This is a genomic window from Acidobacteriota bacterium (genome assembly GCA_034211275.1).
In the GTDB taxonomy this organism is placed as follows: Bacteria; Acidobacteriota; Thermoanaerobaculia; order Multivoradales; family JAHZIX01; genus JAGQSE01.
Map to the genome: position 1 here is coordinate 1 of JAXHTF010000012.1, position 27000 is coordinate 27000.

Here is a 27000-nt window from a genome sequence, read left to right on the forward strand (position 1 = left end):
GCGCCGGCGAGCACCGCCTGCACCAGCAGGTGGGGCGGCAGCAGCGGGCTCTGCCACAGATCCCGCGCCTTGGCCTGGGCGAAGAGATAGGCGGTGTAGACGGCGGTGGCGGCGGCCAGCAGAGCGCCGGGCAGCGCCAGCCAGGGGAGCAGCTCCGGCGCCCCGGCGAGGGCGATGACCAGGTGGGCCGCCAACACCAGGCCGTAGCCGCCGAGAATGAATCCGCCGCGCACCAACCAGCTGCGCCATTGGGGCCGGAGGAAGATGAGGTAGAAGCGCGCCGGGTGCTCCAGATCCCAGATCAGCAGCCCGCCGGTGACGGCGAGGAAGAAGAGAGCCGCCAGGGGGACGAGCCACTGCCACAGAAGACCGGCGGGGTCCAGAGTTCCGGCGCCGAGAAGCCCCAGCCCCACCAGGTAGACGCCGGCGGCGATGCCCTTGGTGAGGGTGTAGAGGCTGACCCGCCAATCCCAGGGCGCGGTGTGGGAGACGTCGTAGCTGAGAACGGCGGCGGCGCTGGAGGTGGCGCGCTCCGGCGACGGATGGCCGGAGACCACGTGGTGGCCCCCCTGGCGCTGCTCGCTCCACAGGAAGAGGCCGCCGTCGGGGCGCCTCGCCGCCAGGGGATCGAGGGTCGCCTGGTGAGCGCCGCGGTAAAAGAGCTTGGGGCGGGTATTCTTTTCCGGCCGGCGCACCGCCAGGGGCTCCCGGCCAACCATCTGGGCCACCTTCGAAGTGGGGTCCTCCAGATCCCCCACCAGGATCGCTTCGGTGGGGCAGACCACCACGCAGGCGGGTTCGAGGCCGATGTCCAGGCGGTGGGTGCAGAAGTTGCATTTCTCCGCTGAATGATCCTCGGGGTTGATGAAGATGGCGTCGTAGGGACAGGCGGCGATGCAGGCCTTGCAGCCGATGCAGGCGTTCTTATCGAAGTCCACGATGCCGTCGCCGCGCTGGTACATGGCGGAGGTGGGGCAGGCCTCGACGCAGGGGGCGTCCTCGCATTGATTGCAGCGGGTGACCTGGAACGCCCGCCGAGTGTTGGGGAAGGTGCCGACGTCGGCGTATTTGACGTAGGTGCGGGTCACCGACAGGGGGACGTCGTTCTCGGACTTGCACGCCGTGGTGCAGGCGTGGCAGCCGATGCAGCTTTCGTGGTCGATGACCTTGGCCCAGCGGCCCGTGGCGGGCGCGGCTTCCGGCGCGCTGGGTTGCTTCATGTGTAATACTCCTAACTCTATGTGCCGCAGCATTGTACGGGCGCCGTGGGCAGACCGCAAGCACTCCGGGAGCGCCCCGGAGAGGCGTTTGGCCAGGGATTCGGAAAGGATTGAAGAGCATGACTTCACGGGACGAATCGGGTTCCCGAGAGCCTCTTCCGCCGGGGGTGATGGAGCCTGAAGAGGAGGCCGGAGGGTTTCCCGGAATCGGGTTGGACGGCGGCGATTTCAACTCCGCCATGATCCACCTCTATCGCGGCGAGGTGACCCGTTCGAACCTCTGGCGCACTCGCCTCGACGCCACCACCAATTGGGCGGTGGTGACCACCGGTGCCGCCCTCACCTTCGCGTTCGGCGCCTCCACCCACACGCCGGTGGTGATCCTCATCGTCACCTTCTTGGTGCTCCTATTCTTGTTCATCGAAGCCCGGCGCTACCGCTACTTCGAGCTCTGGAGCCTACGGGTGCGGCTGATGGAGACGCAATATTTCAGCCGCCTGCTGTCGCCGCCCCACCGGCCCGACGAAGGCTGGTCCGAGCGGCTGGTGGAGAGCCTGCGGCGGCCCACCTTCCCCATTTCTTTGCTGGAGGCCTTGGGGCGCCGCTATCGGCGCAACTACGCGCCGGTCTTCCTGGTGCTGGCCCTCAGCTGGGTGGTCAAGATCCTGCTCCATCCCGAGCCCACGACCAAGGTGCCGGAGCTCCTCCAGCGCGCCGCCATCGGTCCGCTCTCGGGTTGGGCGGTCTTGCTCATCGGGATCGTCTTCAACGCCGCGCTCATCGCCCTGGGGCTGTTCACCGTCGGCCTGCGGGACTCCTCCGGCGAGGTCTTCGCCAGGACCCCACGGCTTTTCGACCGCATCCGCGCCGCCACTCGGGAGGCCTTGGAGGTGGATCTGGCAGCGCTGCGCCCGACTCTGCCGGGGCGCCGCAAGCAGCTCGCCTACATCGTCTCGGACCATGTGCAGAAGATCGCCGGGCCGCTGATGGAGAGCCTGGATCGGGGCGTTACGTTGCTCACCGGCGTCGGGATGTACAGCGGTGAGGAGCACGGCGTGCTGATGGTGGTGGTGAGCGGCAGTCAGGTGGCGGACCTCAAGCGCATCGTCACCACCCATGACCCCGACGCCTTCGTCATCATCACCGCCGCCCAGGACGTGCGCGGCGAAGGGTGGAAGCCGCTGGAGCCTTAGCCGTTCTCTGCTCCTCTGCGGACAGACCTGCTCAGAAACATCCTCAGGGTTCGCGGCGTAGTTCGGAATGAGCCCCCGAGCCTGACCCATCGTGGTCGGCAGCCTCGGGGGACCCACTTCGCCAAATCGTCCGAATGGGGAGCCCGCTATGGACAGCCTGTGGATGGATCTTCGCTTCGCCCTGCGCAGCCTGCGCAAGAACCTCTTCGTCACCCTCTTCATCGCCGGGTCCCTGGCGCTGGCCATCGCCGGCAACACGGTCACCTTCAGCCTGATCAACGGTGTGCTCTACCGGCCCCTGCCCTACGAGGAGCCGGAGCGCCTGTATCTGCTGGGGGAGCACGCCGTGGAGCGGCCGGAGCTCGGGGTGTCGCCGGCCTCGGCTCTCAACTTCCTGGACTGGCGGGAACGTCAGAGCAGCTTCACCGAGCTAGCGGGCTTCCAACCGGGTTCGGCGGGGTGGACCGGCGACGACGGTGTACCGGAGGCGGTGAGCGTGGTCTCGGTGTCGCCGGAGCTCTTCCCCCTGGTCGGGGTGGCGCCGGGGTTGGGGCGCTTCTTCGAGGCCCGGGAGGTGACCGAGGGACGGGAGAAGCTCCTGGTGGCGAGCTATCGATTCTGGGAGCAGCGCTTGGGGGCCGATCCCGAAGCGGTGGGCACGGAGCTGCGTCTCGACGGCGAGCTCTTCCAGCTGGTTGGGGTGCTGCCGGAGGGCTTCGAGGTGCTCGATCCAACGGTGCAGCTATGGCGGCCGATGGTTCTGGACCGCAGCGAGCTGGATCGATCCCAGCGCACCATGCTGGTGCTCGGAAGACTGGCGCCGGGAGTGGAACGGGAGCAGGCGCGGCAAGAGATGGAGGCCATCACCGCGGCCCTGGCGGAGGAGCATCCGGACGCCAATCGGGGCTATGCCGTGAGCCTGACCAACCTGCGCCACGACATTCCCGACGACACCGACCGCCAGCTCTTCGCCCTGCTCCAGGGAGCGTTGCTGGCGGTGTTGCTCATCGCCTGCGCCAACATCGCCAACCTGCTCTTGGCGCGTAGCCAGCGGCGGGAACGGGAGCTCGCTCTGCGCACCAGCCTGGGGGCCGGCCGCGGCCGCATCGCCCGCCAGTTGCTCACCGAAAGCCTGGTGCTGGCGGCCCTCGGTGGCCTGGCGGGATTGGCCCTGAGCTATTTGGGCGTGTCGGTGATCGCCAAGGCCATGGCGCCGCGGCTACCCAGCTTCATGGTGCCGGTGGTGGACGGACGGGTGCTGCTCTTCACCCTCGCCGTCACCGCCCTCGCGGGGCTTCTCTGCGGGCTGGCGCCGATCCTCCAGACCCGGCGGCTGAACCTGGTCTCGGCTCTCAAGGAAGGGGGCCGGGGGAGCGGTTCGCGCCGGCGGCTGATGGCCAATGGGCTGGTGGTGGCGGAGATCGCCCTGGCGCTGGTGCTCCTGGGGGGCGCTTCGGTGTTGGTGCGCAGCATGCTCGATCTGCAGAATCGGGACCCCGGCTTCGCGTCGGACAACCTGCTGGTCTTCAACCTGCGTCTGCCGGAGGCCGCTTATCCGGACGACGAGGCGGTGGTGCGGGGAGTGGAGACCTTGGATGAACGGCTGACGGCGATTCCCGGAGTGGCCTCGGTGACCACCAGCGACCAGCCGGCCCGCACCCCCTTCATGTCCGAGGACACGCTGAAGATCGACGGCGAGGAGTTGGGAGAAGGCCAGGCGCAGCCGCGGGCGACCTGGATGGTGGCGGACGGAGGGTTCGATACCACCGTTGGTTTGGAGCTGTTGGAGGGGCGCTGGTTGCAGGCGACGGATCGCGCCGACACCCCGTCAGTGGTGGTGATCAACCGCTCCCTGGCGGATCGTCATTGGCCCGCCGGCGACGCGGTGGGGCGGCGGCTGACCCTCCTGGGCCGTTCCCGAGAAGTGGTGGGAGTGGTGGCTTCGGTGCGCCATGGCTTCTTCCTCGACGAGGGGGAGCAACCCACCCTCTACGTGCCCCTGGGACAGGAGTCCCGGCGCAACATCTACTTCACTCTACGGACCGACGTGCCGCCGTACTCGGCGGCGGAGAGCGTGCGCACGGCGGTGGCGGAGGTGGACTCGCGACTGGCGGTGGCCCAGCTCCAGAGCCTGGACGACTACGTGGCGCAATTCTTCGTCGGAGCGCGGATCTTCACCTCGCTTCTGGGCGGGTTCGGCGTGCTGGCGCTCTTCCTCGCCGCGCTGGGTACCTACGGTGTGCTGGCCTATTCGGTGGCGCAGCGCCGCCACGAGCTGGGAGTGCGCATGGCCATCGGAGCCCGCCGCGGGCAGGTGGTGGGGCTGGTGACTCGGCAAGGGTTGAAGCTGGCGGTCCTGGGGCTGATTCTGGGAGTGCCAGGAGTGATCGGGGTCACCCGGCTCATCGGCAGCACCATGGCGGGCTTCGTCGGCATTCGCCCCATGACGGTAGTAGCGGTGGGGTTGGTGCTGCTGGCGGTGACGGTGCTCGCGAGCCTGCTGCCGGCCCGGCGTGCAGCATCGGTGGATCCCTTGGAAGCCCTGCGCGCCGAGTGAGGGCCGGATCCTCCGGAGAACGGCCGCATACAAAACCGCCCTCTCGCGAATCTCCGCCGCCGAAGTGAGAGCGAGAGGGCGGTGCTGTCATCCCGCTGGCGCGGACCGGAGGAAGCCGGCCGCGTCAGCAGGATCGATGGCGCCTACCACCAGCAGCAGCGGTGGCAGTAGCGGTTCGGCCACCAACAATAGCGGAACTGCAGCTTGCCCCACCACCACTGATAGTGCCACCAGTAGCAGCCGTACCAATAGTACGGGTAGTAGCGGAAGTAGTAGGGGTAGTAGTACGGGTAGTACCAGGGGCAGCCGTAGTGGTACTCATCGGTGAGATTCTCGATGTCACCGACGAGAGTCTGATCCGGCGTTTGGGACGGCGGAGTGGCATCGGCGTCTTCGGTGATGGTCATCTCGCCGCTCTGCACCACGGCGCCGACGCTGTCGAGAATGCGGAACTCTCCGTTGGTGGAGCCGAGGGCGGCTTGCACCTGAACGGTGAAGGTGCCGGAGGGCGCTTCGGCGTCGGCGGGGCCGGCGGCGGTGAAGATACCTACGGTGGTCCAGGTGGCGAGATCCGAACGGGTCAGATCCTCGACCCCTGCCACGGGCATGAAGGCGGCGGTGGAGTTGTCACCGGTGACCACGGACAGATTGCCGGCCACCGGGACTCCTAGGTCGGAAGCACATTGGGACAGCTGGGTCTCGACCTGGGCCGTATAGTTGTTGGTGAGAGCACGCAGGCCGTTGCCGTTGGGGTCATTGGCCTGGGCCGTGGGAGCGGCCACTAGGAGAGCTAGGGCTCCGAGAATTAGGATAGAACGATAAAAACGCATATCTCCTCCTTATTCGAGACGTGGGCCCGGAGAGGCTCCGGGAGGCGGCGGAAGGGGGTTGCAAGGCGATGAGGAACTGGGCGTGGGTTGAAAAAGAGTCCGAGAACAATGCATTTGTATTGTATATTTAGATATTTCTTATAATTATACTTTAAAAAGTCTGGTAGTCAAGGGGCTGGTCATGGATCCGAGGCACTCGAACGAGCACACGACCCGTACTTTCTATGACCGCATCAGCGGTGCGTATGACCTGATCGCCGACGCCAGTGAACACAGCGCCCGGGACGCGGGCTTGGCGGCTCTCGGCGCGGCTCCCGGGGAGGTGGTGCTGGAGATCGGCTTTGGCACGGGCCACGCCCTGGAGGATCTGGCGCGGGCGGTGGGAAGCTCCGGGCGGGTGGCGGGAGTGGATCTATCGTCCGGGATGATGGAAGTAGCCCGGCGTCGACTGGAGAAGGCGGGGCTGGAGCAGCGGGTGGAGCTCAAGCTCGGGGACGCCCGGGACCTTCCCTACCGAGACGGCAGCTTCGACGCGGTCTTCCTCAGCTTCACCCTCGAGCTCTTCGAGGGGGCAGAGATCCCGCAGGTTCTAGCCGAGATTCGCCGCGTGCTGCGGTCGCCGGGGGCCGGTTCGACGAATCCCCGGCTGGGGGTCGTATCCCTGACGCCGGGCGAGCATCCGGGGTTGGCGGTCAATATCTACCGCTGGTTCCACCGCCACTTTCCCCACTTCGTGGACTGCCAGCCCATCCCCGTCGTTGAGCTGCTGGAGGCTGCGGGATTCGAGATCCTGCACTCCGAGGAGCAGGATATGTGGCATCTGCCGGTGGCGATTCTGGTGGCGAGACCTGCTGCTACTGCTCCGCCGACTCTTCCGGGCCCAGGAGCCTGAGCTCCTCATCCCGCAGAGCCACCAGGTAGGCCTTGCCGTCGGCGTCGAGGCGAAGCTCCCCGTAGCGAGCGCCGGCGTAGAGACCGGCGTGTCCTTCCTGGAAGAAGAAGGCGTTGGTGCCGGGGCCCAGGCGGTCGCCGCGGAGGTGGAGCTGGAGACGCCTCTCGCCGGCGTCCAGGTCACCGCCGGTATCCGGCCGGTGGAAGCGGCCGATGCCCTGCTCGTCGAGCTGCAGGATCGCCCGGTCGCCGTCTCCCAGCCCTGCCCGCTCCGCCTCCCGCACCGCTTTGAAGGCCAGGGCCATGTAGTCGCCCTGCATCGGGGAGCGGGGGTCCACCGGGGCGAGCTCGAGGAAGATGGTTTCCCCGTGACGCACGACCTGCTCGTGGCTCCAGATGGTGAAGTTGATCCACGCGAGGATCAGAACTCCTGCAACCAAAGCGATGCGCTTAGCCATCCTGTGCTTCCTCCAGCGCCTCGTTCGGCGCCCCATCCAGGGCGGCGCCGGGCAGGGAGAGCACCTGCCGCAGGACCAGCAGCGCCGCACCGATGCTCAGCAGCCACCAGGATTTGGTCAGCAGGGTCAGGTCCAGGATGTAGTAGTACCCCAGTAGGTAGCCCACCAGAGCCACGGTGCCCAGACCGGCGAGGAGACGGTGGCCGTGGGCGACGCCGAGCCACAGCAGCACCGCCGCCGCGCCCACTCCCGGGGCGGGCACCGCAGCGATGGCCAGCAGGCCGGCGATGGCCCAAGTCCCCCGCCGAATCTTGGAGCCGGGCTCCCAGCCCGCGGTGCTCTGCAACCGGTAGACCACCCAGAGGAAAATCCCCGCTACCAAGAGGCCACCGGGCCAGAAAGGTAGATCCAACTCCCAGGGCGTGGAGGATCGGCCGAGTCTGCGGGCGGAGGTGTCGAAGAAGAGCATCGTCACCATCAGCGTCAGGCTGACTCCTGCCGCCAGGTGGTGGAGCATCGACTCGACCCGTGGCCGGGGTAGGTCGTAGAGCCAGAGCGCTCCGGCGGCGGCGCAGAGAGCGGCCAGGGCATAGCTCGGGGGCAGCCATTCGCGCAGCAGAAGGGTGAGAAAGAGCGACCCCATGGCCGCCGACCAGACGCGGTGGAGAGGGGTGGGGAAAGCCAGGAAGAGCGCCGCCGCGATGGCCGCCAGCGGCAAGTAAGTGTCAGAAAAATTCCACCCGGTCTTGTCTGCGAAGGCGATGAGGAAAAAGATCTGTCCGGCGAGGGAGCCGGCCAGGGCCAGCTGCTGAACGAAATCATTCTTGCTCACCCAGCGACTCACCACGGTAGCTCCGGTGCAGAGCAGAGCTCCGACGATCATGAACGGGCCGAAGGTTTCCTTGGACGAGCCCATGGCGAGAATGATGGTGCCGACGAGGAAGAGCGCCGCGATCCACCCGGCGGCTCCCAGCATCAGCCGCACGAACCAGGGGGCGGGGGGCTCCGGTGGCTCCGGTGGCGCTCCGGCTACCAGCTCGGCGGCCTCCAGGCGCTGCCACAGGCTCCGTTCTTCGGCGGCGTTCACGAGTCTTGCTCCGCGGAGGGGGGAGCGTCCTCGAGCCTGCGGAGCCACCAGGCCCCGGCAGCGGCCATGCCGATGATCATCAGCGCCAGGATGAACAGCGGCCCCGGCTCTTCGGAGAATTCGTCCATCCAGAGTCTGATCAGGACGGTGGAGATGATGACGATCACCGAGAGCACGCCGCCCGCCAGCATGAAGGGATCGAGCAGCTTGCGGCGATAGACGTAGAAGAACCCGAGGCACCAGACCAGCCAGATCCAGGGCGCGGGTTCGAGCAGGGTCTCGGCCCAGCTCTTGCGCTCGAAGAGGCCGCCGGAGCCGAGAAAGGTGATCATCGCTCCCCCCGCGACGGCGATGAGCCGCTGCGGCCAGCGGTCCTGGAGCTGACTTTCTGTCAGTCGGACCGTGGGTCGAGCTTGGGAGAAGCGCTGACCGCGGTGGACAAACCACTCCCAGCAGGCCAGAGCCGCGGTGTCGAGGACGAAGACGCTCCACAGCTTCCAGTTCGGGCCGATGAGCGCGAGGAGGGTGTCCAGCATCCCCAGGCTGTGAAAACCGATGGCGCAGTGGAGCAGGCCGAGCCAGAAGATCCATAGCCCTGCCGAGCGGGCGATCCAAACCCAGGGCAGGATGAGGATGGCCCAGGTGACGAAGAGCTCGAGGTTGGCGACTCCGGTTTGGTAGAGCTGACCGACCAGCGCCAGGAGAGCCCCCACCGCCAGGCTGGCTCCGAAGAGTGCCGCTTTGCCGGCACCAGTGCGCAGGTCCAGGCGCCAGAGGGCCACCAGCGCCGCTACCACCAGCAGCTCCATCAGGCCGAGCTTGGAGAACCGGCCCATGCGGGACCAGTTGTAGGCGAAGAAGCAGATGACCCCGCTGCCGACCATGGCCACGCCCAGCCACAGCATCAGGTGATCGAGAAAGCGCAGCCACCCGCTCCTCGAAGGCAGCACTCCCACCAGCTCCAGGGCTCTCCGCAGCCGCCGGCGGTCGAGGTGGCCCGCCTCGGCCCAGCGGATGAGGGTTTCTCGACGTTCGCTCATAGCCGCTACGTAGCTGCTTCAGCTCAGTGGGTCATCGCGAGATGCACTAGAGGTCGAGGGCCCAATCCGCTATCGACAGCTCGGGCACCCGTTGGAATTCACGCAGATTATGGGAGACGAGGGTCGCGCCGGCGGAACGCGCATGTCCGGCGATGAGCAGGTCGTAGGCCCCGATGGGGGTGCCGGCTCGTTCGAGATGGGCCCGGATGGCTCCGGCATGCCGGGCAGCCTGCGCATCGAAAGGGAGAACCTCCACATTGTGCAAGAAGGCGTTCACAACGCGGTGCAGTTGATGGGCCTCCGGTCGGCGCTGGAGCCCGTGCTCCAGCTCATAGACGGTGACGGTGGAGACCTTCAGCTCGCCTGGAGCGAACTGCTGGACTTTGTCGATCAACGACCGGGAGCTGCGCTTCATCAGGAAGCTGCAGGTATCGGTGTCGAGGAGGAACGTCACCAGTGGGTGCGCTCTTGAAGTGGCAGCTCGTCTCCGGCTTCGAAGTCCTGGGGCAGCACCAGGGACTCGTCTGCGAAGAAACGGTCCCAGCCCGCAGGATACTTGGGGCGCAGGAGGAGGGAGTCCCCGCGCTTCTCGAGGGTCACCGTGTCGGTGCTAAAACCTAGTTCCAGAGGGATCGTGACGGTCTGATGGCCGCCGTTACGGGATACCTTGACGGTGACTTCACTGCCAGTGTCTTCTTTGATCGTCGGTTCGGCCACGTTGCTTCCTCGTTCCTTCTCAGGTTCTCCGACTGCAGTCGATGAGAAGGTACTGACTTATCAAGTCTATCAGCCCGTGGTGAAGTCGAGCGATCTTGGATGAGCACAAGCTCCTAGATCGAATCCGCTCAGGCCTCGGCACAGCTAGCCACGGGCTGCTAGCCTTCGGGTTCGGCCTGGATCGACTTGAGGTAGCTCACCAGCTCCTGAATCCGAGACTCCGGCGTTCGAGCGTCACCACCCTCGTGTTGGGCGGAGAAGATCGGGCCCCATACCGGCATCTCGTTGCTGCCGTGGCCCTTGACTTCCTGAGTACCGTCGATCACCTTGGCGACCATTTCCGACGGGAAGGTGCCGTCGTTGCGCTTGCTCAGACGGGTCAGGTCCCGGGGCTGAAAGCGCAGGGCCGAAAGCATCGGGCCTTCGCCGCGGGCATCGGCGCCGTGGCAGCTGGCGCAGTAGACCTGGAAGCTCTTCTTGCCGCGGGCGACTTCGGCCTCGGAAGCCGAGTCCTGGGCGGTGGCGACGGAGAGATAGGAAGCGGTCGCCACCAAGGCGCCCACGAGGAGTAACCAGCGAACGGAGCTGCTCCGAGATGAGCTGCTGCGGGATGGTCGGGACGAGGGAAGGATCGAATTCATGGAACGTTCCTCCAGGGTTGGGCCGACTCGCCGGTTTCCTGGAGCAAGGGTCAGGCTCCGAGGCCCGGCGAACCTCGACCGATACGGAAAGTGTCGGCCGATTGTACTGGGAATTCGCCTCTCTGTCGCTACCCCCTGGGGCGGGGTGGTGAGTCTCGTCGTAGAATGAGAGAACCATGACTTCCTTCAAAGCTTGCGTCCTTTCGTTGCTGATCTTGTCGCTGGCCTTTGGGAGCGGTGCCCACGCCGCCGGTCTTGGAGGTGCTGATCTCGGCGGTGGCGGTCTCTCCTTCACCGATGTCAGCGCCGCTGCCGGTCTCGACTATCAGCATGGCTACAGCAATCCCGATCTCTTCGAGGCACAGATGATCGCCGGCGGGGTGGCGGCGGGGGATTACGACGGCGACGGCTGGATGGACCTCTACATCGTGCGCGGGGATATCGGACCCAATCTGCTCTACCGCAACCGCGGGGACGGCACCTTCGAAGAGCGGGCCGCCGCGGCGGGGGTGGGTCATTTCGGCGACCAGGGCAGCGGTCCCACCTTCGCCGACGTGGACGGCGACGGCTGGCTCGACTTGGTCATCGGCGGCGTCCGAGGAACCGCCATTCGCCTCTACCGCAACCGCGGCGACGGCACCTTCGAGAACATCACCGCCGCTTCGGGCCTGTTCAGCCACCGGGATACCTTCAGCGCCGCCTTCGGCGATTACGATCGGGACGGCGACCTGGACATCTTCTTCACCCATTGGGGCTTTTCCGGCGACACCGAGCATCTGTGGCGCAACGACGGCGGTGGGCAGTTCACCGACGTCGGGCAGGGCTTGGGCATCGGGCCGTCGTATATCGACCGCGACAACAGCTTCACCCCCAATTTCACCGATATCGATGGCGACGGCTGGCCGGATCTGCTCATCGCCGGCGACTTCGGCACCAGCAAGATCTTCCACAACCAGGCCGGCACCGGCTTCGTCGAGACCACCACCGATGTGATCAGCGATGAGAACGGCATGGGAGCGGCCATCGGGGACTATGACAACGACGGCGATCTGGATTGGTTCGTGTCGAGCATCTGGGACCCCACCGGCGATCCGGTGGGCAATTGGGGCGTCACCGGCAATCGTCTCTACCGCAACCGCGGTGACGGCACCTACGAGGACGCCACCACCGAGGCGGGAGTCCGAGAAGGCTATTGGGGCTGGGGCAGCTGCTTCGCCGATCTGAACAACGACGGTTGGCTCGACCTCTTCCACGTCAACGGGATGAACTTCGAGTGGGTCGACTTTTACTACAGCGATCCCTCCCGCCTGTTCATGAACCGTGGTGACGGCACCTTCGAGGAACGCTCCGCCGACCTGGGCATCGAAGACCATCTCTTGGGCCGCGGAGTGGTGTGCTTCGACTATGATCAGGACGGCGACATCGACCTCTTCGTAGCCAACAACTCCGGTCCCCCGAGGCTGTTCCGCAACGACGGTGGCAACGACCTCAACTCGACTCAGATCCGTCTGCAGGGCACCGACGGCAACACCGAGGGCATCGGCGCCTGGATCTGGGTCACCGCCGGGGGCCTGACCCAGGTGCGAGAGCTGCGGGCGGGTTCCCACTTCGTATCCCAAAGTCCCGCGGTGGCCCACTTCGGCCTCGGCGCAGCGACGCAGCTGGACGAGGTACGGGTGCGCTGGCCCGACGGCACGGAGGAAGTGGCCCGCAACCTCCCCGTGCGGCCGTTCCTGACTTTGGTGCAGGGGCAGGTGGAGGGTGTGGCGCCGGATATCCCCACGTTGAGCCCGTTGGCGTTGCTGTGCTTGGCACTCTTCCTCTTCGCCGCCGGTGCTTGGCTCTTGCGTCGCAGGACCCGAGAGTCGATGAGGATCGCGCTGATGGTCGGCCTCTGCCTCTTCGTTGCGGGGTCGGCTGCTCCAGGATGGGCGGCAGAGGCTTCGGCGGAGGCTGCGAAGCCTCTGGCGCAATACGTGATCATGGCCCACTCGCCCATCGCCGGGAAAACGGTGCCGCTGGCGCGGGCCGTCGTGGCCCAGGGAGAAGCCTGCCCGACGGTGCAGGTGGGAAAGGGTGGAGAGTCTCGGGCGATGACCGAGCGCGCCAATCCCAACCCGGCAGCCTTCGGCGTCACCGTCTGCGAGGCGGTGCTGGCCTCCGCCGCGGGCGAGGCTTTCACCGAGGCCTCCATAGCCGGCCAGGCCTTGCCTCTGCCGCCCGCGGACGGACAGCTGCAGAAGATCGCGGTGGTGGGGGATAGCGGCTGCAAGGGGGGCGACAAACAGCCCTGCTCCGGCGACGGCGCCACCTGGCCTTTCGCCGCCGTCGCGTCGGCGGCCGCCGAGAGCGAGCCCGACCTGGTGATCCACGTCGGCGACTTCAACTACCGCGGCACCCCCAACAAGACCGAGCAGGGCAACTACTCCTACGATGGCTGCATCCCGCCGGGCAACCCGACCCTGGTGCACCAGTCGAGCTACAGCACCTGGTCCACCTGGGACGAGGACCTTTTCACCGCCGCCGCGCCCCTGCTGGCGGCGGCGCCGTGGGTGATGGTGCGGGGCAACCACGAGCTGTGCAGCCGCGGCGGTCAGGGGTGGTTTTATTTCCTCGATCCCCACTCCACCCTGCTCGATCCCTACCGCCACATTCCGGGCTGTGACGCTCCTACCGCCCCCACCGACCCCTACCGTCTGAGCTTCGCCAACCTCGACTTGCTGGTGGTGGACACGGCCAACGCCTGCGGTACCGGCGAGGGCTCCGTGGGAGCCCGAGGGGAAGGCTACGAGGTGGACTTCTACGCCCTGCAGCTGGACAGTCTGGAGCAGCTTCTGCGCGGCAGCCAGAAGCCCGCTTGGCTCCTGGGGCATCGCCCTCTCTGGAGCGTCGAGGAATTCGGCAGCGACCAGCCCACCGTCGACAACCCGACGCTACAGGCAGCCCTCAAGGCCACCCGAGGCGGCGCTTTGCCGGGGCAAGTGCAGCTGGTCCTCTCCGGCCACATGCACCAATTCTTCTCCATGACCTTCGACGGCCCTCGGCCGCCCCAGCTGGTCATCGGCAATAGCGGCGTCGTGCTGGACGGCAACCAGATGCCCTCCCCCTTCGACGACGTCACCGTCGACGGCCTGCAGGCTCAGGGGCTGTCGGTGGCCTCCGGAGCCAACTACGGCTATCTCGGCGTCGAGATGATCCACGGCGCCCGCTGGCAGGGAACGGTCTACGCCTTCGATGCCGCCGGCAACCCCCAAGACCAACCCGTCGCCACCTGCGCCCAGCCGGTGCAGGACGGGCGGCTCTGTCAGCCGGGAACCTGAACGGTCTGGATTCTGAGGGTTGGGGGGAGCGGGGAAGGGTGGTGCCGGGAGCGGAAGAATGTGGCATACTAAATTCGGTACGAATATATACCGAGGAGCTTATGAGGCACCGCACCCAGGATACTTACCCCCTCAGCCACTTTCGCCAGCGCACCGGCGAGCACCTGGCCCGGCTCAAAGAAGGGCGAGTCGAGACCATCACCCAGAACGGTGAGGCCGCCATGGTGGTGATGAGCCCTGAGACCTACGACGCCCTGCAGATCACCATCGAGCGGGGTCCCATCTGGGATCGGGCGATCGCACGGATCGAGAGCGGAGAGCGGGGAGTCGAGGCGAGGGAAGCGATTGAGAAGATCGCGGCGGAGCTCGGACTCGAGCTCTAGCCAGGGAGTTGCCGCTTCGAGATGCCTGCCGAGTACGAAGTCCGCTACGGACAGGAGGCGCTTACGGCTCTTGAGGAGACGGTTCGTTTCATCCAGGAAGATTCTGGAGCTGGCAGAGCCTCTGCCTGGCTTCGGGCCATGCGATCCGGGATCGAGCAACTGGAGGCCCTTCCGCGGGCTTTCGCCATCGTCGGCTGGTCTCGTGGACAGACTGTTTACTCCAAGATCGTCCTGACTCACCGCGTCTTTTACTACGTCGAAGAGTCCACGAAGACCGTCTTCATCATCGACATCGTTCACACCGCCCGAGAATCCAAGCTAGCTGAGTATCGAGACCTGCCCAAAGAGTGAGCTTTTCGGGCAGGTCGATCCTCAATCCACCGCCCCGCAACCTACGCCTCCAACCCCCAGGGCGCGTGGAGCCCGCCGGTGGCTGCTAGCCACTCGGCGATGCGGTCGGCGGCGGCGGTGGGCGAGAGGTCGGAGATGTCGAGGTGGAAGGTGGGGAGGAGGGATTGGGCCACCAGCTCCGCCATTTCTTCCTGCTCCTCGAGGAACGGCTGTAGATCGTCGTATTGGGACGGATTGCCCGAGATCTTCAGCCGCTCTTCCCGGGCGGCGGCGAAGGTTTCGGGGCGGCGGTGGCAGTAGATCAGCCGGAAGCCGACGGCATGGAGCCGCTCCTCGAGCCGATGAAAGTCGTAGTCCTTGCCTCGGCTGCGGCGTTGGTAGAGGCGGGTGGAGAGGTGAAAGCGGTCGACGATCCACGAGTAATAGCGCAGCTGCTCGAAGAGGCGCACCCAGGTTTCGTAGGTCTCCAACGCCAGCGCTTCCTCCTCCGGCGCGAAGTTGATCAGCCCGCGGCCCCACGGAGTGTCGGTGAAGCCGCACCATTCCGCCGACACGATGGGGGAGTGATAGCGGTAGCGTCGCGCGCCGACGATGCGCGGGTGCTCGTTGAGGGCGAAGGCCAGCTCCGTCTTGCCGGTGAGGCGGGTGCCTTCGAGGAGGATCTTGGGACAGAGCTTGTCGCCCATGGCGCTGAGAGGAGCGTCCGTGGACCCCGTCAATACCCTCGGGGCTGGCGCTCGTAGGTGCCCACGCGCTCCGCCTGATCGAGAATATGCCCTTCCATGGCCTTCAGCAGCTGCTCCTTGGTAGGGCTCTTGAGATCCGGGAGGGTGGTGTCGAGGGCGAAGAGCTGGAACACGTAGCGGTGGCGGCCGGTGGGCGGGCAGGGGCCGCCGTAGCCGCGCTGGTTCCAGTCGTTGAGGCCCTCCTGGGCGCCGGACGGCAGGTGGCGGGCAGTGAGGGCCTGAGGCAGGGCGGTGACGGTGCGGGGCACGTTGTAGAGCACCCAGTGGACCCAGGTGGTTTCCGGAGCCTTGGGGTCCGGGGCGTCGGGGTCGTCGACGATGAGGGCCAGGGTCTCGGTCTTGGCGGGCATGCCGGACCACGCCAGGGGCGGGGAGACGTTCTGGCTGTCGCAGGTGTAGATCTTGGGTATGTCTCCGTTTTGGGAGAAGGCCGGGGAGGTGAGCATCAGCGGCATCGGAATCTCCTCGGTGCCCTGCGGGCGGGGCAGGGATCGAGGCGACAGCGGCTCCCGTCGACAGGGCACTCTTCTAGTCTTGGCTGGTGGTTGCTTCGTTCGGTGCGTTGGGACATGACTTCAGGGTAACGCAATTGGGTGGCGATTCGCAGAAAGCCTTCAACTAGGAGCTGAAGAAGCCGGGGGCCGGAGTGCTTTCAGCATGCTAGCCTCCCGCCCATGCCGAGTCCCCAACCGAGCCTCAAGCCGAGGGAAGATTCCGTCGCCGAGCCCTCCCCTGCCGGGACTTCCCGAGAGGCCCCGCTGCTGAGGCTGTGGCGCTACGCCTCCGGGCACCGCAAGCACACCGTCGCTGCGGTGAGCTGCTCGGTGCTGAATAAATTCTTCGACCTGGCGCCGCCGGTGCTCATCGGTGCGGCGGTGGACATCGTGGTGCGGCGTCAGGATTCCATGCTCGCCGGCTTCGGTTTTACCGATCCCCGCCAGCAGATCGTCCTGCTGGCGATTCTCACCTTCATCATCTGGGCCCTCGAATCGGCCTTCGAGTACGCCTATGCGGTGCTTTGGCGCAACCTCGCCCAGAGCATTCAGCACGAGCTGCGGATGGATGCCTACGGTCATCTCCAGGGCCTCGAGATGGGCTTCTTCGAAGAGCGTTCCACCGGCGGTCTGATGTCGGTGCTGAGCGACGACATCAACCAGCTGGAGCGCTTCCTGGACGGTGGTGCCAACGATTTGCTGCAGGTAGCCACGACGGTGGTGCTGGTGGGCGTCGCTTTCTTCTACCTGGCGCCGACGGTGGCGTGGATGTCCTTCGTGCCCATTCCGCTGATCCTCTGGGGCTCCTTCCTCTTTCAGCGCCGAATCGCTCCGCGCTATGCCCAGGTGCGGGAGCGGGTGGCTTCCCTCAACGCCCAGCTGGCCAACAATCTCGGAGGCATCGCCACCATCAAGAGTTTCGCCGCCGAGGACCGCGAGGTGAAGCGGCTGGAAGGGGAGAGCCTGGCGTATCAGGAGAGCAACCGCCAGGCCATTCGCCTGAGCTCCGCCTTTTCGCCGCTGATCCGCATCGTGATCCTGGTGGGCTTCACCGCCACGCTGGTCTATGGCGGCTTTTTGGCCCTGGACGGCAGCCTGGAGGTGGGGGCCTACAGCGTCATGGTCTTCCTGACCCAGCGGCTGCTCTGGCCCCTCACCCGCCTGGGGGCGACCTTCGATCTCTACCAACGGGCCATGGCCTCGACCCATCGGGTGCTCGATCTGCTGCACACCCGGCCGGGGATCGAGAATGGCGAGGAGCCGCTGCTGCTGGATTCGGTGCGCGGGGAGATGGAGCTCCGGGGCGTGACCTTCGCCTATCGCCCGGGCTATCCGGTGCTGCGGGATCTGGATCTGCGGGTGGAAGCGGGCAAGACCACCGCCATCGTCGGCGCCACCGGAGCGGGGAAGAGCTCGGTGATCAAGCTGCTGCTGCGCTTCTACGATGTGCAGGAGGGGCGGGTGTGTCTGGACGGCATCGACCTGCACCGGCTGGATCTCGGCGACCTGCGGCGAGCCGTGGGGCTGGTGAGCCAGGACGTTTTCCTCTTTCACGGCACCGTGCGGGAGAACATCGCCTACGGCCGTCCCGACGCGGACTTCGAGGAGATCGTCGCCGCCGCCGGTCTGGCGGAGGCGGACGAATTCATCCGCCGGCTGCCGGAGGGCTACGACACGGTGGTGGGGGAGCGGGGGCAGCGGCTCTCCGGCGGTCAGCGTCAGCGCCTGTCCATCGCCCGGGCGATGCTCAAGGATCCACCGATCCTGATCCTCGACGAGGCCACCTCGGCGGTGGACAACGAGACCGAGGCGGCGATCCAACGCTCCCTGGCGCGGCTGTCGGTGGATCGCACGACGGTGGTCATCGCCCACCGCCTGTCCACCATCCGCCACGCCCACCGCATCTACGTCCTCGACGACGGTCAGGTAGCCGAGATGGGCAGTCATGAGGAGCTACTGGCCCAGGACGGTGTCTACGCCGGCCTGTGGAGCGTGCAGACCGGCGAGGCGGTGGCGGTGTGATCTGCTTCTTGGATAAGCGGGCTCTCAGCACCGCGGCCACTTCCTACGGTCGGAACGGTTCCGCGCCCAGGACGAGCTCGATCCAGCCGGTAGGGGCGACCCTCGTGGTCGCCCTTGGCGAAGGTCCATGATCGCCGAGGGCAGGCACAAGGCCTGCCCCTACCCCCCCAGATCCTGACTACATTCCGTTCGGTTTGTTCCCCGCATCCAACCGTGCACGGCCTGTTCTTTTTCCTCACCGGTGATTTGGAGAATCATCCTCGGTCGCTGGTCAGCTCTCCGAAGGGGGTATAGAATCCTGGGCCGTTGGGGCGCTGTGCTCGTAGGCCCGCGCTCCGCCGACCCGCGACGGTTCAGTTACCCGGAAAAAATCCCTACCCGAAGTTCAAGCTCAGAGGTGCCGATGCGCGTGCGAACTGCCATGTTGGAACAGCCGGTGACCACTCACCCGGACCAAACCTTCGACGAGCTGCTGCAGAACCTGGTGGGCAGCCGGCAGGCGACGGCGGCGGTGCTGGACGATGACGGGAAGTTGGTGGGGCTGGTGGGCATCCACGACGTGCTGCGCAAGATCGTGCCGCTGTACGTGGATCTGGACCACAAGCTGATGGAAGTGATGCACGAGGGCTACTTCGAGGAGCGCCTGGCGCGCCTCAAGGACACCCGGGTTCGCGACTTCATGTCCACCGAGCTCGACACCGTCACCCCCGACGACACCTTGATCAAAGCGGTGGTGATCATCGTGGAGAATCGCCGCAAGACGCTGCCGGTGATCGAGGACGGCAAGTTCCTCGGCATGATCACCCGCCGGAGCATCCTGGAGAAGGTCGTTCCCAGTCTCCCTTGATCACGAGTCTTCTTTGATCACGAGTTTTTCTTGACTACAAGTCTTTCCTGACCACATCGAGCGAGGCGCCGGGGGCTCTCGGCCCGGGCGGCTTCGCAATTTGGAGTTAGAGCATGGACTCTGCGCTGCACGGCGCTGACCAGGCGGTCAGCGGCGCTCAATACTGGCTTGCGGTGGGCATCTTCGTCACCTGCTTCATCCTCATCGTGTCGGAGAAGGTGCACAAGACCAAGGTCGCCCTCTTCGGTGCCGCCCTGACCATCGCCCTGCCGATCCTGACCCAGATGGAGGCATTCCACTCGCCGCACCTGGGGATCGACTACAACGTCATCTTCCTGCTCATCTCGATGATGATCATTGTGAACATCCTGGGCCGGAGCGGGGTCTTCGAATGGTCGGCGGTGAAGCTGGCGAAGCTGGCCCGGGGCCGTCCGTTTCCGATTTTGGCGATCTTCCTGGTCTTCACGGCGGTGTTCTCGGCGCTGCTGGACAATGTCACCACGGTATTGCTCTTCGCTCCGGTGACCTTGCTCATCGCCGACGAGCTGGAGCTCGATCCCATCCCCTTCCTCATCGGCGAAGCCCTGGCCTCCAATATTGGCGGCGCCGCCACCCTCATCGGCGACCCGCCGAACCTGATGATCGCCTCGCGCTCCGGGCTGGGCTTCATGGACTTCGTGGTCAATATGGGGCCGGCGGTGGTGGTGATGATGGGGGCGTTGCTGGTGGTGGTGTGGGCTTTCTTCGGCCGCCGCCTGACGGTGGACGAGGAGCGCCGCATGCATATCCTGTCGATGGACGAGAAGCGGCTGATCAAGGATCCGGTGCTGGTACGCAAGTCGCTGATCGTGATGGCGCTGGTGGCGGTGGGCTTCACTCTGCACAGCGTGACCCACACGGAACCGGCGACGGTAGCGCTCCTGGGCGCCGCCTTCCTGCTGCTGATCTCCCGCCTGGACACCCACGAGATCCTGTCGGAGGTGGAGTGGCCGACGATCTTTTTCTTCATCGGCCTCTACATCATCATCGGCGGCGTGGTGAAGGTGGGGTTGATCTCGGATCTATCGGAGGTGGTGATTCAGGCCACTCAGCCGACGGAGGAGTCGATGTTCACCACCTCCATCGTTTTGCTTTGGTTCTCCGGCATCGCGTCGGCGTTCCTGGACAACATTCCCTACGTGGCCACCATGTCGCCGCTGGTGGTGGACATGGCGACGACGGTCTTCCACGGTGCGGAGCACGCGGCGCCACTGACCCAGGAGACTCTGCATCATCCGGTGCTGCTGCCGGTGTGGTGGGCGCTGGCGCTGGGCTCGTGCCTGGGAGGCAACGGCACGCCCATCGGGGCGTCGGCGAATGTGGTGGTGCTGGGAATTTCGGAGAAGTCCGGCCGGCCGATCTCGTTCCTACGCTTCATGGCCTACGGGATGCCGATCATGCTGCTGACGCTGCTGATCTCCCACGTGTACTTGTATTTGAGATATTTCTAGCGAGTCCCGAGGATGCCCGGTCTTCCGGGCACCGCAGGACTCGACTCCCGCGAAGCCCACACTACCGGCGCTTGGCTTTTCGAAGGTTCTCAATCAGTCCTGGCGCGGCCGCGGATTCCCTCTTCCCAGGCCTCGTAGACACCGAAGGTGCGCATCTGGTCGCCGAGGTCGGTGGAGTCGATGAGCTCTTGGATTTCGGCGCGGGTTTGGCGTTGCCAGTCGACGTCCATGTTGGCGAAGCCGAGGGTGACGGCACCGGCGATGGCGGCGTTGAGGCGCAGCTGGGTCGGGTCCACCTTGTCGAAGGTGTCGGTGGCGGCGTGGTAGTTGGGGCCGTAGGTGGCGGACTCCTGGTTGGCTACCAGGTTGCCGACGCCCTGCATCATGAAGTCGTAGTTGTCGGTGCCGACGATGGGCACGTCCAGGTTGGTGAAGGGGCCGAGACCGGCCACCGGTTCCAGGGCCTTCTCCACCGCCGCCTGCAGCTCCGGCCGGCCGCCGGTGAAGAAGCCCGTCGTGCGTCCGTTGCCGATGTCGAAGGAGGAGGCCATCACCGTGCGGTCCATCTCGTCGGCGTGCTGCTGGGTGTAGCGCCAGGATCCGAAGAGCCCCTGCTCCTCCCCGTTCCACAGCGCGAAGCGGATGGTGCGTCGAGGCTGGATGCCCAGGCGGGTCATCTGCCGGGCCAGGTCGAGGACCAAGGCCACGTTGCAGCCGTTGTCCAGGGCGCCGGTGCCCAGACCCCAGGAATCCAGGTGTGCCCCCACCACGACGAACTCTTCCGGCTCCGCCGTTCCGCGGATCTCTCCAATGACATTGTGGCTCTCGTAGGGGCCGCCGGCGTCCACCTTCAGATCGAGGGTCAGCTCGAGAGGGGTGCCGGAGCGGAGAAGCCGTAGCGCCCGCTGGCCGGCGGTGCGCTCCACGATGGCCATGGGGTGCTGGTTGGCGGGGCCGCGGGAGGCGTTGTGGCGGTGCAGCACGTCCCGGGGCCGGGAACCGGTGTAGACCACCCCCGCCACCCCGGCGTCGAAGGCCCGAGCTTCCAGAGCGGCGCCTTCCGTGTACTCCCGGAAGAGACCGGGTACGTCCAGCAGCTCCTCCGTCTCGATGAGCACGAAGGCGTTCCGGGCTGCGTCCCCGAGGCGTTCGAAGTCCTCCGCAGTGCCCCGGCCACCGTCCACCAGCGGTGCCGTCAGCCCAGCCTCCGGGGTACCGGTGGAGTAGGGCATGGCCGCCACCCGCGGTTCGTAGGCGACGCCCTCACCTTCGATGTGCGCGCTGGCGGAAATCTCCAGCCAGCGGGCGGGCATGGTGAAGGCCTCGCTGCGCGCCTCCACTCCCGCATCCCGAAAGTGCTCCAGCGCCCATTCCACCGACCGCGCATTGGCCTCCGAGCCGGTGGGCCGGCCGCCCACCTCGTCGGTGAGGGAGCGGAGATCGTCGATCATCGGCGTATCCCCCAGCAGCGCCGAGACCAACCGTTGAACGTCGCTATCCGGCGGCGTCGGCTCATCGGCCGCTGCCATGGGCAGGGCGGAGGCAGCGATCAGGATGAGAAGGGCGACAAGGACGAGAGCACGGTGCTGCATCGGGGAACCTCCAAGCAAGGGCCTCGGTGAGACGCAATCCGCCGGCGTGCGGATCCTCGGCCGAAGGCGCTGGGATCAGGGGCTGAGGGCCGGATCTTATCCCAGGGCCTACCCAAGGACTCGGCTGGGCAGTGTCCTGGATGGAATCCGCTCAGGCCTCGGCACTGCTCGCCACCGCAGGCGGACGAGCCGTAGCGGCGCGCGGAAAACTCGCTGGCGCTCAAACAGTTCCGCGCGTTTCCCCGCTTCGGCTCGTGTCTGCGGTGGGTGCCTCGGAGTCTTCGCGGGATTCCATCCAGGACACTGCCCGTGCCCTACTTCGGTTGACGAATGCTCCGCGGCGCAGTAGTTTCTTCCTGCCTATGATTGTTTGATGCCTGAATTCGTTCGCTGAAGACAGCGCTTTCCGCGATCCTCTCTCGGCTCGCGGGCGGAGCCTGCCTTCATCCCTCGCTGCACCGTACCGGGCGGCGGGGGCTCGAGGACTGTTCAGAAAAAGGTATCGACCATCATGGAATTCGACTTCGTTTCGCATCCCGTCCTTCAAGACTTCGGCTACGACGACCCTTGGGCGCGGCACTTCGTACAGGCTAGCGCGCAGGCTACCGGTGCGTCCTCCTACCCCGCTCACGGATCCAGCATCCAGCCGGCGCGGGTGTTGTTCCACGCTTCCGAAAACTATCGAGTGATCACCGCCGCGGGCGAACGTGAGGCTCGCCCCGCCGGGCGGCTGCGGCGGGAAGGCGAGCTGCCGGTGGTAGGAGATTGGGTGGTGGCCGAGGGTCCTGCCGAACCCGGCGCCGGCCCCCTGTTGCTGACTACGGTCCTGCCGCGGTCCACCCGGCTCTCGCGCAAAGTGCCCGGAGCCCAGACCGTGGAGCAGGTGGTGGCAGCCAACGTCGACACCGTCTTCGTGGTCATGGGGTTGGACGGCGACTTCAACCTCCGCCGTCTGGAACGCTTCGCGGTGATGGTGTGGGAGAGCGGTGCTCAGCCGGTGGCGGTGCTGACCAAGGCAGATCTGCACGACGATGCCGCTGGCGCCCGCCTGGATGCCCAAGCAGCCGTGCCCGGCGTACCGGTTTTCCCGGTGTCATCCCTGCACGGCGAGGGCCTCGAGCCCCTGCGGGCCTTCCTCGAGCCGCGACGCACCGTGGCTCTGGTGGGCTCGTCCGGGGCTGGCAAGTCGACGCTGCTCAACCGGCTCTTCGGTGACGAGGTCATGCGCACCGCGGCGGTGCGGGCCGGTGATGACCGGGGCCGCCACACGACCACCCACCGTCAGCTGGTGCAGCTGCCCGGCGGCGGTTTGCTCATCGACAACCCCGGGGTGAGAGAAGTGCAGCTTTGGGCCGACGACGAGGCTCTGGCGGAGACCTTCTCGGATCTCGAGGAGCTGGCCCGCGGCTGCCGTTTCCGCGACTGCCGCCACGGCGAGGAGCCGGGCTGCGAGGTCCAGGCCGCCGTCGCCGACGGCCGGCTGGCGGAGGAGCGGCTGGCCAGCTGGCGGAAGCTGGAGAAGGAGCTGGCGCACCTGGAACGGCAGCAGGATATCGCCGCCAGCCGCCGCGAGGACCGCCGCCTGGGACGCTTCTATAAGCGAGTTCAGGCGGTCAAGAAAGCGCGGAGAGGAGGGCCTTAAGTAGCTGATTCCAAGAGTCTTACATAGGGGGCACCCACTTGTTGGTGGGATAGTTGACGAGGCTTGGCCGTGGACCGCTCCAACAGGGGGTACCCACTTGTTGATGGGCCCGCAGGCGGGGTCTCACCGCAGGGGGTACCCACTTGTTGGTTCTTCAAGGTTCTTCTTGGTTCGATGGTTGGCGAGCCTCGTCGGCCGGGTCTCACCGCAGGGGGTACCCACTTGTTGATCTGCTAGTGATCGGGCTTCTTGGCGTGGAACCCCTCACGATTCTCTGCGTATAGAACGGGAACCTTTTGGAGAGCTGCCATGCACGATTTGCGAGCTGATCTTCGCTCCTTCCTTCGGACCTGTACTCGCTGGCCGGGGCTGAGCGCTGCGGTGATGGGGATTCTGGCCCTGGGCATCGCCGCCACGGTGGTGGTCTATGGGCTGGTGGATGCGCTGGTTCTCGATCCGTTTCCCTACCCGCAGTCGGAGCGGCTGGTGGTGGTGGGGTCGGAGATGCCGCGGACCGGGCGGGAGTTGGGCTTCTTCGAGCGGCTGTCGGCGCCGGAGATCGAGGAGCTGCGCCAGCGCAGCCGGACCCTCGGGCGCTTTCTGCCCTTCGACCTCAACAGTGTCCGAGTGCAGGGCGAGGATTTTCCCGTCCGGCTCTTTGCCCTCTTCACCTGGCGCGATCCCTTTGAAGCCTTGGGGGTGGCGCCGCACCTGGGGCGTGGCTTCGCGGCGGAGGAGTTGGAGAGCGACGGGGCGGCGGCGGTGGTCAGCTACGAGCTGTGGCAGAGCTTCTACGGCGGCGATCCGAAAGTGCTGGGCAGCATCCTCGTGGCCGATGGGGTTGCCTACACCGTGATCGGCGTGGCGCCGCCGGCGAGCAGCGTCTACGGTGCAGACCTCTGGCTGCCGCTGCGGGCGAGGGTCGCTCACCTGCCGCGAGAGCAGCGCCATTTCAACCTCCTGGCGCGGATGGCTCCCGGCGCCGATCTATCCACCGTCAACGCCGAGCTGGCAGCTCTCGCTGGAGCCTCGGAGGCGGCGCTTCCGGAAGTCGAGGAGTATGAGAATTGGCGTTTGGAGGCCACGACTTGGGGGCGCTTCAACGCCTTCGCCTACGAGGACGAGGCGGCCCTGGCGTTGGGAGCCATGATCCTCATGTTGCTGCTGGTCTCCGCCAACGTGGCCAATTTGTTGATGACCCGTGCGGCGTCTCGCCGGGAAGAGATCTCCGTGCGTCGAGCCTTGGGCGCCAGCACCGGGAGCATCGTGCGCCAGGTGCTGGTGGAGAGCTTCTTGTTTACCGTCAGCGGCGGTGTCCTCGGTTGGGTGCTGGCGAGTTGGGGGCTCGGCGTGGCTCTGGCGTGGCTCCCGGCCCATCTGCGGCCCCCGGCGGAGATGGCGGCCTTCGATGGCAGCACGTACCTCGTGGCCGCTGCCGCCACCGTGGTCACCGCCCTGATTCTCGGTCTGCCGCCGGCCTGGCACCTGGGCCGCCATCGCCTTCGCTTCGGTCTGGGCACTGCTGGCCGCGCTTCGGAGGGGCGCGGAGCTCGGCGGGCGCATCGGCTGATGGTCATCGCTCAGGTGGCGGCGGCGGCGGTGCTGCTCTCCGGGGCTGCCGCAGTGCTCTCGGCCTGGCTCCAGTTGGCGCATCAGGATCCCGGGTTCCCCGCCGATCGGCTGCTTTCCATGCGTCTCAGCCTGCCGGCGGAGGAGTACGAGGGAGAGGCGGTGCCCCGATTTTTTGAGCGGCTGCAGCAGGAGGTGGCGAGTCTTCCCGGCGTCCAGGGCGCGTCCGTCGCCACGCAGGTGGCGCCCAATACCTTTTTCAGCTCCGAGCTACGGCTGGAGGGAGAGCTGCCCGACGGCGCTAGCCCCAGGCTCTTCCACACCGTGGTGGGGGATGGCTACTTCCAGGCGCTGGGGCTGAAGCTGCTGCGGGGGCGAGTGCTCGATGACCGGGATCGCTCCCGCGGCCCCTGCGCCCTGGTGCTCAACGAGCTGGCGGCGGATCGGTATTTCCCCTCGGGGGAGGAGCTCGGGAGTCGTGCGCGGGTCCTGGGCTCGCGTTTCGACAGCGGTTGGTGCGAGGTGGTGGGAGTGGTGGCGGCGGTGCGCAACCAGGGGCCGGGGCAGCCCGCCGCGCCGGAGATCTACACCAGCCACCGCCAGGCGGGAGGCCGCTACAACCAGATGTTCCTGGTGGTGCGCTCCGCCGGAGAGCCGGCGGATCTGGTGGCGGCGATCCGGTCAGCGGTGGTGAACCTCGATGCCCAACAGCCGGTCTACGCCATCACCACCGGGGAGGGGGCCATCGCCAGCCAGCTGGCCTCGCGCCGGATCACCGCTCAGCTATTGGCGGCCTTCGCTCTCGTCGCCGTCCTGCTGGCGGCCCTGGGAATCTACGGGGTGGTGGCCTATGGCGTAGCCCGGCGGCAGCGGGAGATGGGGTTGCGGTTGGCTTTGGGAGCGGACCCAGGACGGGTCGCCGCCTTGGTGATCGGCGAGTCGTTGCTCACCGTCGGCATCGGTTTGGCCCTTGGCCTCGTCGGTGGCTTCGCCCTGACGCGGCTGCTCCAGACTCAGCTGGCGGCGCTGGCGGAGCTCGATCCAAGTCTGCTGCTGGTGCCCGTCGCCTGCCTTACCCTCGCGGCGGTCCTGGCCGCCGCCCTGCCCGCCCGTCGGGCTGGCCGAGTGCCTCCGGCAGAGGTGCTGCGGCAGCTTTGAGGGCCCGTCGGCTTCTCGTGGAGAAGAATTGATGCTATCTTCGTCCTGCAATGCACTGCAACGCATTGCAGAGAGGATCTCGGAATGCCGACGCAGCTCACCGTGCGATTGCCGGAAGACTTGAACGAAGCCCTCAGTGTTGCCGCCGAGCAGCTCCAGCGCAAGCGGTCCGAGGTCGTTCGTCTGGCTCTTCAGGAGTTCTTGCGGATCTCTGACCGGGGAGAAACGCCAAGGGCGGAGCGAGTCCGAGGACTCATCGGCTCGCTGGAGAGCGGGATTCCGGATCTGGCGGAGAACCATCGCGCCCACATCCTGGAGTCCTTGAAGCGTGGCCGGTGAGCTGCTGCTGGATACCGGCGCTCTGGTCTCTCTCTTGGATCGAAGCCAGCCTCGACATGAGGAGTTTGCTGACTTCTTCGACAGTTGGAGCGGGCCCGTCGCTTCGACGGAAGCGGTGCTGACGGAGGCGACCCACCTTCTGGGCCGCGTTCCGGGAGGCCGGCAGGCTTGTGTGGATTTCTTCTCCCTGGGCGGAGCCACGCTGGTGCCCACCGGTCAGGCCACCCTCGCACGATGCCGGGAGCTCTTGGAGAAGTATCAAGATCTGCCCATGGACTATGCCGATGCGACCCTGGTGGTGCTCGCGGAGGATCTGAACACTCGTCGGGTCTTCACCACCGATCACAAAGACTTTCGAATCTACAGGTACCGCGAGGCGCTACCGTTCCGGATCCTGCCCGAGGATGGCTGAC

Annotated in this window: 24 protein-coding genes; 13 read left to right on the forward strand and 11 right to left on the reverse strand. The window is 66.3% G+C overall.

What is annotated here, in order from left to right:
• Window positions 1-1220 (reverse strand): 4Fe-4S dicluster domain-containing protein (locus SX243_03985; GenBank protein MDY7092112.1); only part of this gene is annotated, 1220 nt, incomplete at its 3' end.
• A 119-nt stretch (window positions 1221-1339) separates the two neighbouring features.
• On the opposite strand from SX243_03985, the gene SX243_03990 reads away from it, so the two are divergent.
• Both SX243_03990 and SX243_03995 read left to right on the forward strand, forming a co-directional pair.
• Complete coding sequence (locus tag SX243_03990; protein ID MDY7092113.1) at window positions 1340-2413, forward strand: DUF2270 domain-containing protein; 1074 nt, start codon at window positions 1340-1342, stop codon at window positions 2411-2413.
• Window positions 2414-2561: 148 nt separating this feature from the next.
• The gene (locus SX243_03995; GenBank protein ID MDY7092114.1) at window positions 2562-4970 is read left to right on the forward strand and encodes an ABC transporter permease; all 2409 of its coding nucleotides are present in this window, start codon (window positions 2562-2564) and stop codon (window positions 4968-4970) included.
• Window positions 4971-5113: 143 nt separating this feature from the next.
• Here SX243_03995 and SX243_04000 read toward each other — a convergent pair whose 3' ends face one another.
• Entirely contained in the window at window positions 5114-5752 is a 639-nt protein-coding gene (locus tag SX243_04000) for a hypothetical protein (GenBank protein MDY7092115.1), read from the reverse strand.
• Between the two features lie 229 nt (window positions 5753-5981).
• Here SX243_04000 and SX243_04005 point away from each other — a divergent pair, with 229 nt between their 5' ends.
• Complete coding sequence (locus SX243_04005) at window positions 5982-6692, forward strand: methyltransferase domain-containing protein (protein ID MDY7092116.1); 711 nt, start codon at window positions 5982-5984, stop codon at window positions 6690-6692.
• Here the strand turns inward: SX243_04005 and SX243_04010 are convergent.
• From SX243_04010 to SX243_04035, 6 genes are all read right to left on the reverse strand, one after another.
• Window positions 6655-7149, reverse strand: coding sequence for a GDYXXLXY domain-containing protein (locus tag SX243_04010; GenBank protein MDY7092117.1), 495 nt, complete (start codon window positions 7147-7149; stop codon window positions 6655-6657). The genes SX243_04005 and SX243_04010 overlap by 38 nt on opposite strands.
• The gene (locus tag SX243_04015; GenBank protein MDY7092118.1) at window positions 7142-8236 is read right to left on the reverse strand and encodes a DUF4401 domain-containing protein; all 1095 of its coding nucleotides are present in this window, start codon (window positions 8234-8236) and stop codon (window positions 7142-7144) included. Before SX243_04015 ends, SX243_04010 begins: the two co-directional genes overlap by 8 nt.
• The gene (locus SX243_04020; GenBank protein MDY7092119.1) at window positions 8233-9276 is read right to left on the reverse strand and encodes a DUF2157 domain-containing protein; all 1044 of its coding nucleotides are present in this window, start codon (window positions 9274-9276) and stop codon (window positions 8233-8235) included. Before SX243_04020 ends, SX243_04015 begins: the two co-directional genes overlap by 4 nt.
• A 46-nt stretch (window positions 9277-9322) precedes the next feature.
• On the reverse strand, window positions 9323-9730 hold the full coding sequence (locus tag SX243_04025) for a type II toxin-antitoxin system VapC family toxin (protein ID MDY7092120.1): 408 nt from the start codon (window positions 9728-9730) through the stop codon (window positions 9323-9325).
• Complete coding sequence (locus tag SX243_04030; protein ID MDY7092121.1) at window positions 9727-9993, reverse strand: hypothetical protein; 267 nt, start codon at window positions 9991-9993, stop codon at window positions 9727-9729. The genes SX243_04025 and SX243_04030 overlap by 4 nt, the downstream gene beginning before the upstream one ends.
• Before the next feature lie 158 nt (window positions 9994-10151).
• On the reverse strand, window positions 10152-10544 hold the full coding sequence (locus SX243_04035; GenBank protein ID MDY7092122.1) for a cytochrome c: 393 nt from the start codon (window positions 10542-10544) through the stop codon (window positions 10152-10154).
• A 266-nt stretch (window positions 10545-10810) separates the two neighbouring features.
• Here SX243_04035 and SX243_04040 point away from each other — a divergent pair, with 266 nt between their 5' ends.
• The 3 genes from SX243_04040 to SX243_04050 all read left to right on the forward strand — a co-directional run bounded on the left by SX243_04040 (window position 10811) and on the right by SX243_04050 (window position 14688).
• On the forward strand, window positions 10811-13954 hold the full coding sequence (locus SX243_04040) for a CRTAC1 family protein (GenBank protein ID MDY7092123.1): 3144 nt from the start codon (window positions 10811-10813) through the stop codon (window positions 13952-13954).
• A gap of 101 nt (window positions 13955-14055) precedes the next feature.
• On the forward strand, window positions 14056-14337 hold the full coding sequence (locus SX243_04045; GenBank protein ID MDY7092124.1) for a type II toxin-antitoxin system prevent-host-death family antitoxin: 282 nt from the start codon (window positions 14056-14058) through the stop codon (window positions 14335-14337).
• A gap of 21 nt (window positions 14338-14358) precedes the next feature.
• Entirely contained in the window at window positions 14359-14688 is a 330-nt protein-coding gene (locus SX243_04050) for a type II toxin-antitoxin system RelE/ParE family toxin (protein MDY7092125.1), read from the forward strand.
• 41 nt (window positions 14689-14729) lie between these two features.
• On the opposite strand, the gene SX243_04055 is transcribed toward SX243_04050, so the two are convergent.
• Both SX243_04055 and SX243_04060 read right to left on the reverse strand, forming a co-directional pair.
• Window positions 14730-15374, reverse strand: coding sequence for a hypothetical protein (locus tag SX243_04055; GenBank protein ID MDY7092126.1), 645 nt, complete (start codon window positions 15372-15374; stop codon window positions 14730-14732).
• A 29-nt stretch (window positions 15375-15403) separates the two neighbouring features.
• Window positions 15404-15889: a YbhB/YbcL family Raf kinase inhibitor-like protein gene (locus tag SX243_04060; GenBank protein ID MDY7092127.1), complete on the reverse strand. Its 486-nt coding sequence runs from the start codon at window positions 15887-15889 to the stop codon at window positions 15404-15406.
• Window positions 15890-16108: 219 nt separating this feature from the next.
• Between SX243_04060 and SX243_04065 the strand changes: the two genes are divergently transcribed.
• From SX243_04065 to SX243_04075, 3 genes are all read left to right on the forward strand, one after another.
• Entirely contained in the window at window positions 16109-17950 is a 1842-nt protein-coding gene (locus SX243_04065) for an ABC transporter ATP-binding protein (GenBank protein ID MDY7092128.1), read from the forward strand.
• A 403-nt stretch (window positions 17951-18353) separates the two neighbouring features.
• Window positions 18354-18797: a CBS domain-containing protein gene (locus SX243_04070; GenBank protein MDY7092129.1), complete on the forward strand. Its 444-nt coding sequence runs from the start codon at window positions 18354-18356 to the stop codon at window positions 18795-18797.
• Window positions 18798-18910: 113 nt separating this feature from the next.
• A complete protein-coding gene (locus tag SX243_04075) occupies window positions 18911-20287 on the forward strand; it encodes an ArsB/NhaD family transporter (GenBank protein ID MDY7092130.1) in 1377 nt (458 codons plus the stop codon).
• A gap of 89 nt (window positions 20288-20376) precedes the next feature.
• Here SX243_04075 and SX243_04080 read toward each other — a convergent pair whose 3' ends face one another.
• A complete protein-coding gene (locus tag SX243_04080; GenBank protein ID MDY7092131.1) occupies window positions 20377-21879 on the reverse strand; it encodes a M28 family peptidase in 1503 nt (500 codons plus the stop codon).
• 511 nt (window positions 21880-22390) lie between these two features.
• On the opposite strand from SX243_04080, the gene rsgA reads away from it, so the two are divergent.
• The 4 genes from rsgA to SX243_04100 all read left to right on the forward strand — a co-directional run bounded on the left by rsgA (window position 22391) and on the right by SX243_04100 (window position 26999).
• A complete protein-coding gene (gene rsgA, locus SX243_04085; protein ID MDY7092132.1) occupies window positions 22391-23521 on the forward strand; it encodes a ribosome small subunit-dependent GTPase A in 1131 nt (376 codons plus the stop codon).
• 309 nt (window positions 23522-23830) lie between these two features.
• Window positions 23831-26248, forward strand: a complete 2418-nt coding sequence (locus SX243_04090; GenBank protein ID MDY7092133.1) for an ADOP family duplicated permease — start codon at window positions 23831-23833, stop codon at window positions 26246-26248.
• 84 nt (window positions 26249-26332) lie between these two features.
• Window positions 26333-26587, forward strand: coding sequence for a ribbon-helix-helix protein, CopG family (locus SX243_04095; GenBank protein ID MDY7092134.1), 255 nt, complete (start codon window positions 26333-26335; stop codon window positions 26585-26587).
• On the forward strand, window positions 26577-26999 hold the full coding sequence (locus tag SX243_04100) for a PIN domain-containing protein (protein MDY7092135.1): 423 nt from the start codon (window positions 26577-26579) through the stop codon (window positions 26997-26999). The genes SX243_04095 and SX243_04100 overlap by 11 nt, the downstream gene beginning before the upstream one ends.
• Window position 27000: the final 1 nt, after the last annotated feature.

What these genes read in the sequence shown, in the direction of transcription:
- SX243_03990 (MDY7092113.1), top strand. Translation starts at nt 1,340, where the DNA reads ATGACTTCACGGGACGAATCGGGTTCCCGAGAGCCTCTTCCGCCGGGG.
- SX243_03995 (MDY7092114.1), top strand. Translation starts at nt 2,562, where the DNA reads ATGGACAGCCTGTGGATGGATCTTCGCTTCGCCCTGCGCAGCCTGCGC.
- SX243_04005 (MDY7092116.1), top strand. Translation starts at nt 5,982, where the DNA reads ATGGATCCGAGGCACTCGAACGAGCACACGACCCGTACTTTCTATGAC.
- SX243_04010 (MDY7092117.1), bottom strand. Translation starts at nt 7,149, where the DNA reads ATGGCTAAGCGCATCGCTTTGGTTGCAGGAGTTCTGATCCTCGCGTGG.
- SX243_04020 (MDY7092119.1), bottom strand. Translation starts at nt 9,276, where the DNA reads ATGAGCGAACGTCGAGAAACCCTCATCCGCTGGGCCGAGGCGGGCCAC.
- SX243_04040 (MDY7092123.1), top strand. Translation starts at nt 10,811, where the DNA reads ATGACTTCCTTCAAAGCTTGCGTCCTTTCGTTGCTGATCTTGTCGCTG.
- SX243_04045 (MDY7092124.1), top strand. Translation starts at nt 14,056, where the DNA reads ATGAGGCACCGCACCCAGGATACTTACCCCCTCAGCCACTTTCGCCAG.
- SX243_04050 (MDY7092125.1), top strand. Translation starts at nt 14,359, where the DNA reads ATGCCTGCCGAGTACGAAGTCCGCTACGGACAGGAGGCGCTTACGGCT.
- SX243_04055 (MDY7092126.1), bottom strand. Translation starts at nt 15,374, where the DNA reads ATGGGCGACAAGCTCTGTCCCAAGATCCTCCTCGAAGGCACCCGCCTC.
- SX243_04060 (MDY7092127.1), bottom strand. Translation starts at nt 15,889, where the DNA reads ATGCCGCTGATGCTCACCTCCCCGGCCTTCTCCCAAAACGGAGACATA.
- SX243_04065 (MDY7092128.1), top strand. Translation starts at nt 16,109, where the DNA reads ATGCCGAGTCCCCAACCGAGCCTCAAGCCGAGGGAAGATTCCGTCGCC.
- SX243_04070 (MDY7092129.1), top strand. Translation starts at nt 18,354, where the DNA reads ATGCGCGTGCGAACTGCCATGTTGGAACAGCCGGTGACCACTCACCCG.
- SX243_04075 (MDY7092130.1), top strand. Translation starts at nt 18,911, where the DNA reads ATGGACTCTGCGCTGCACGGCGCTGACCAGGCGGTCAGCGGCGCTCAA.
- SX243_04080 (MDY7092131.1), bottom strand. Translation starts at nt 21,879, where the DNA reads ATGCAGCACCGTGCTCTCGTCCTTGTCGCCCTTCTCATCCTGATCGCT.
- rsgA (MDY7092132.1), top strand. Translation starts at nt 22,391, where the DNA reads ATGGAATTCGACTTCGTTTCGCATCCCGTCCTTCAAGACTTCGGCTAC.
- SX243_04090 (MDY7092133.1), top strand. Translation starts at nt 23,831, where the DNA reads ATGCACGATTTGCGAGCTGATCTTCGCTCCTTCCTTCGGACCTGTACT.
- SX243_04095 (MDY7092134.1), top strand. Translation starts at nt 26,333, where the DNA reads ATGCCGACGCAGCTCACCGTGCGATTGCCGGAAGACTTGAACGAAGCC.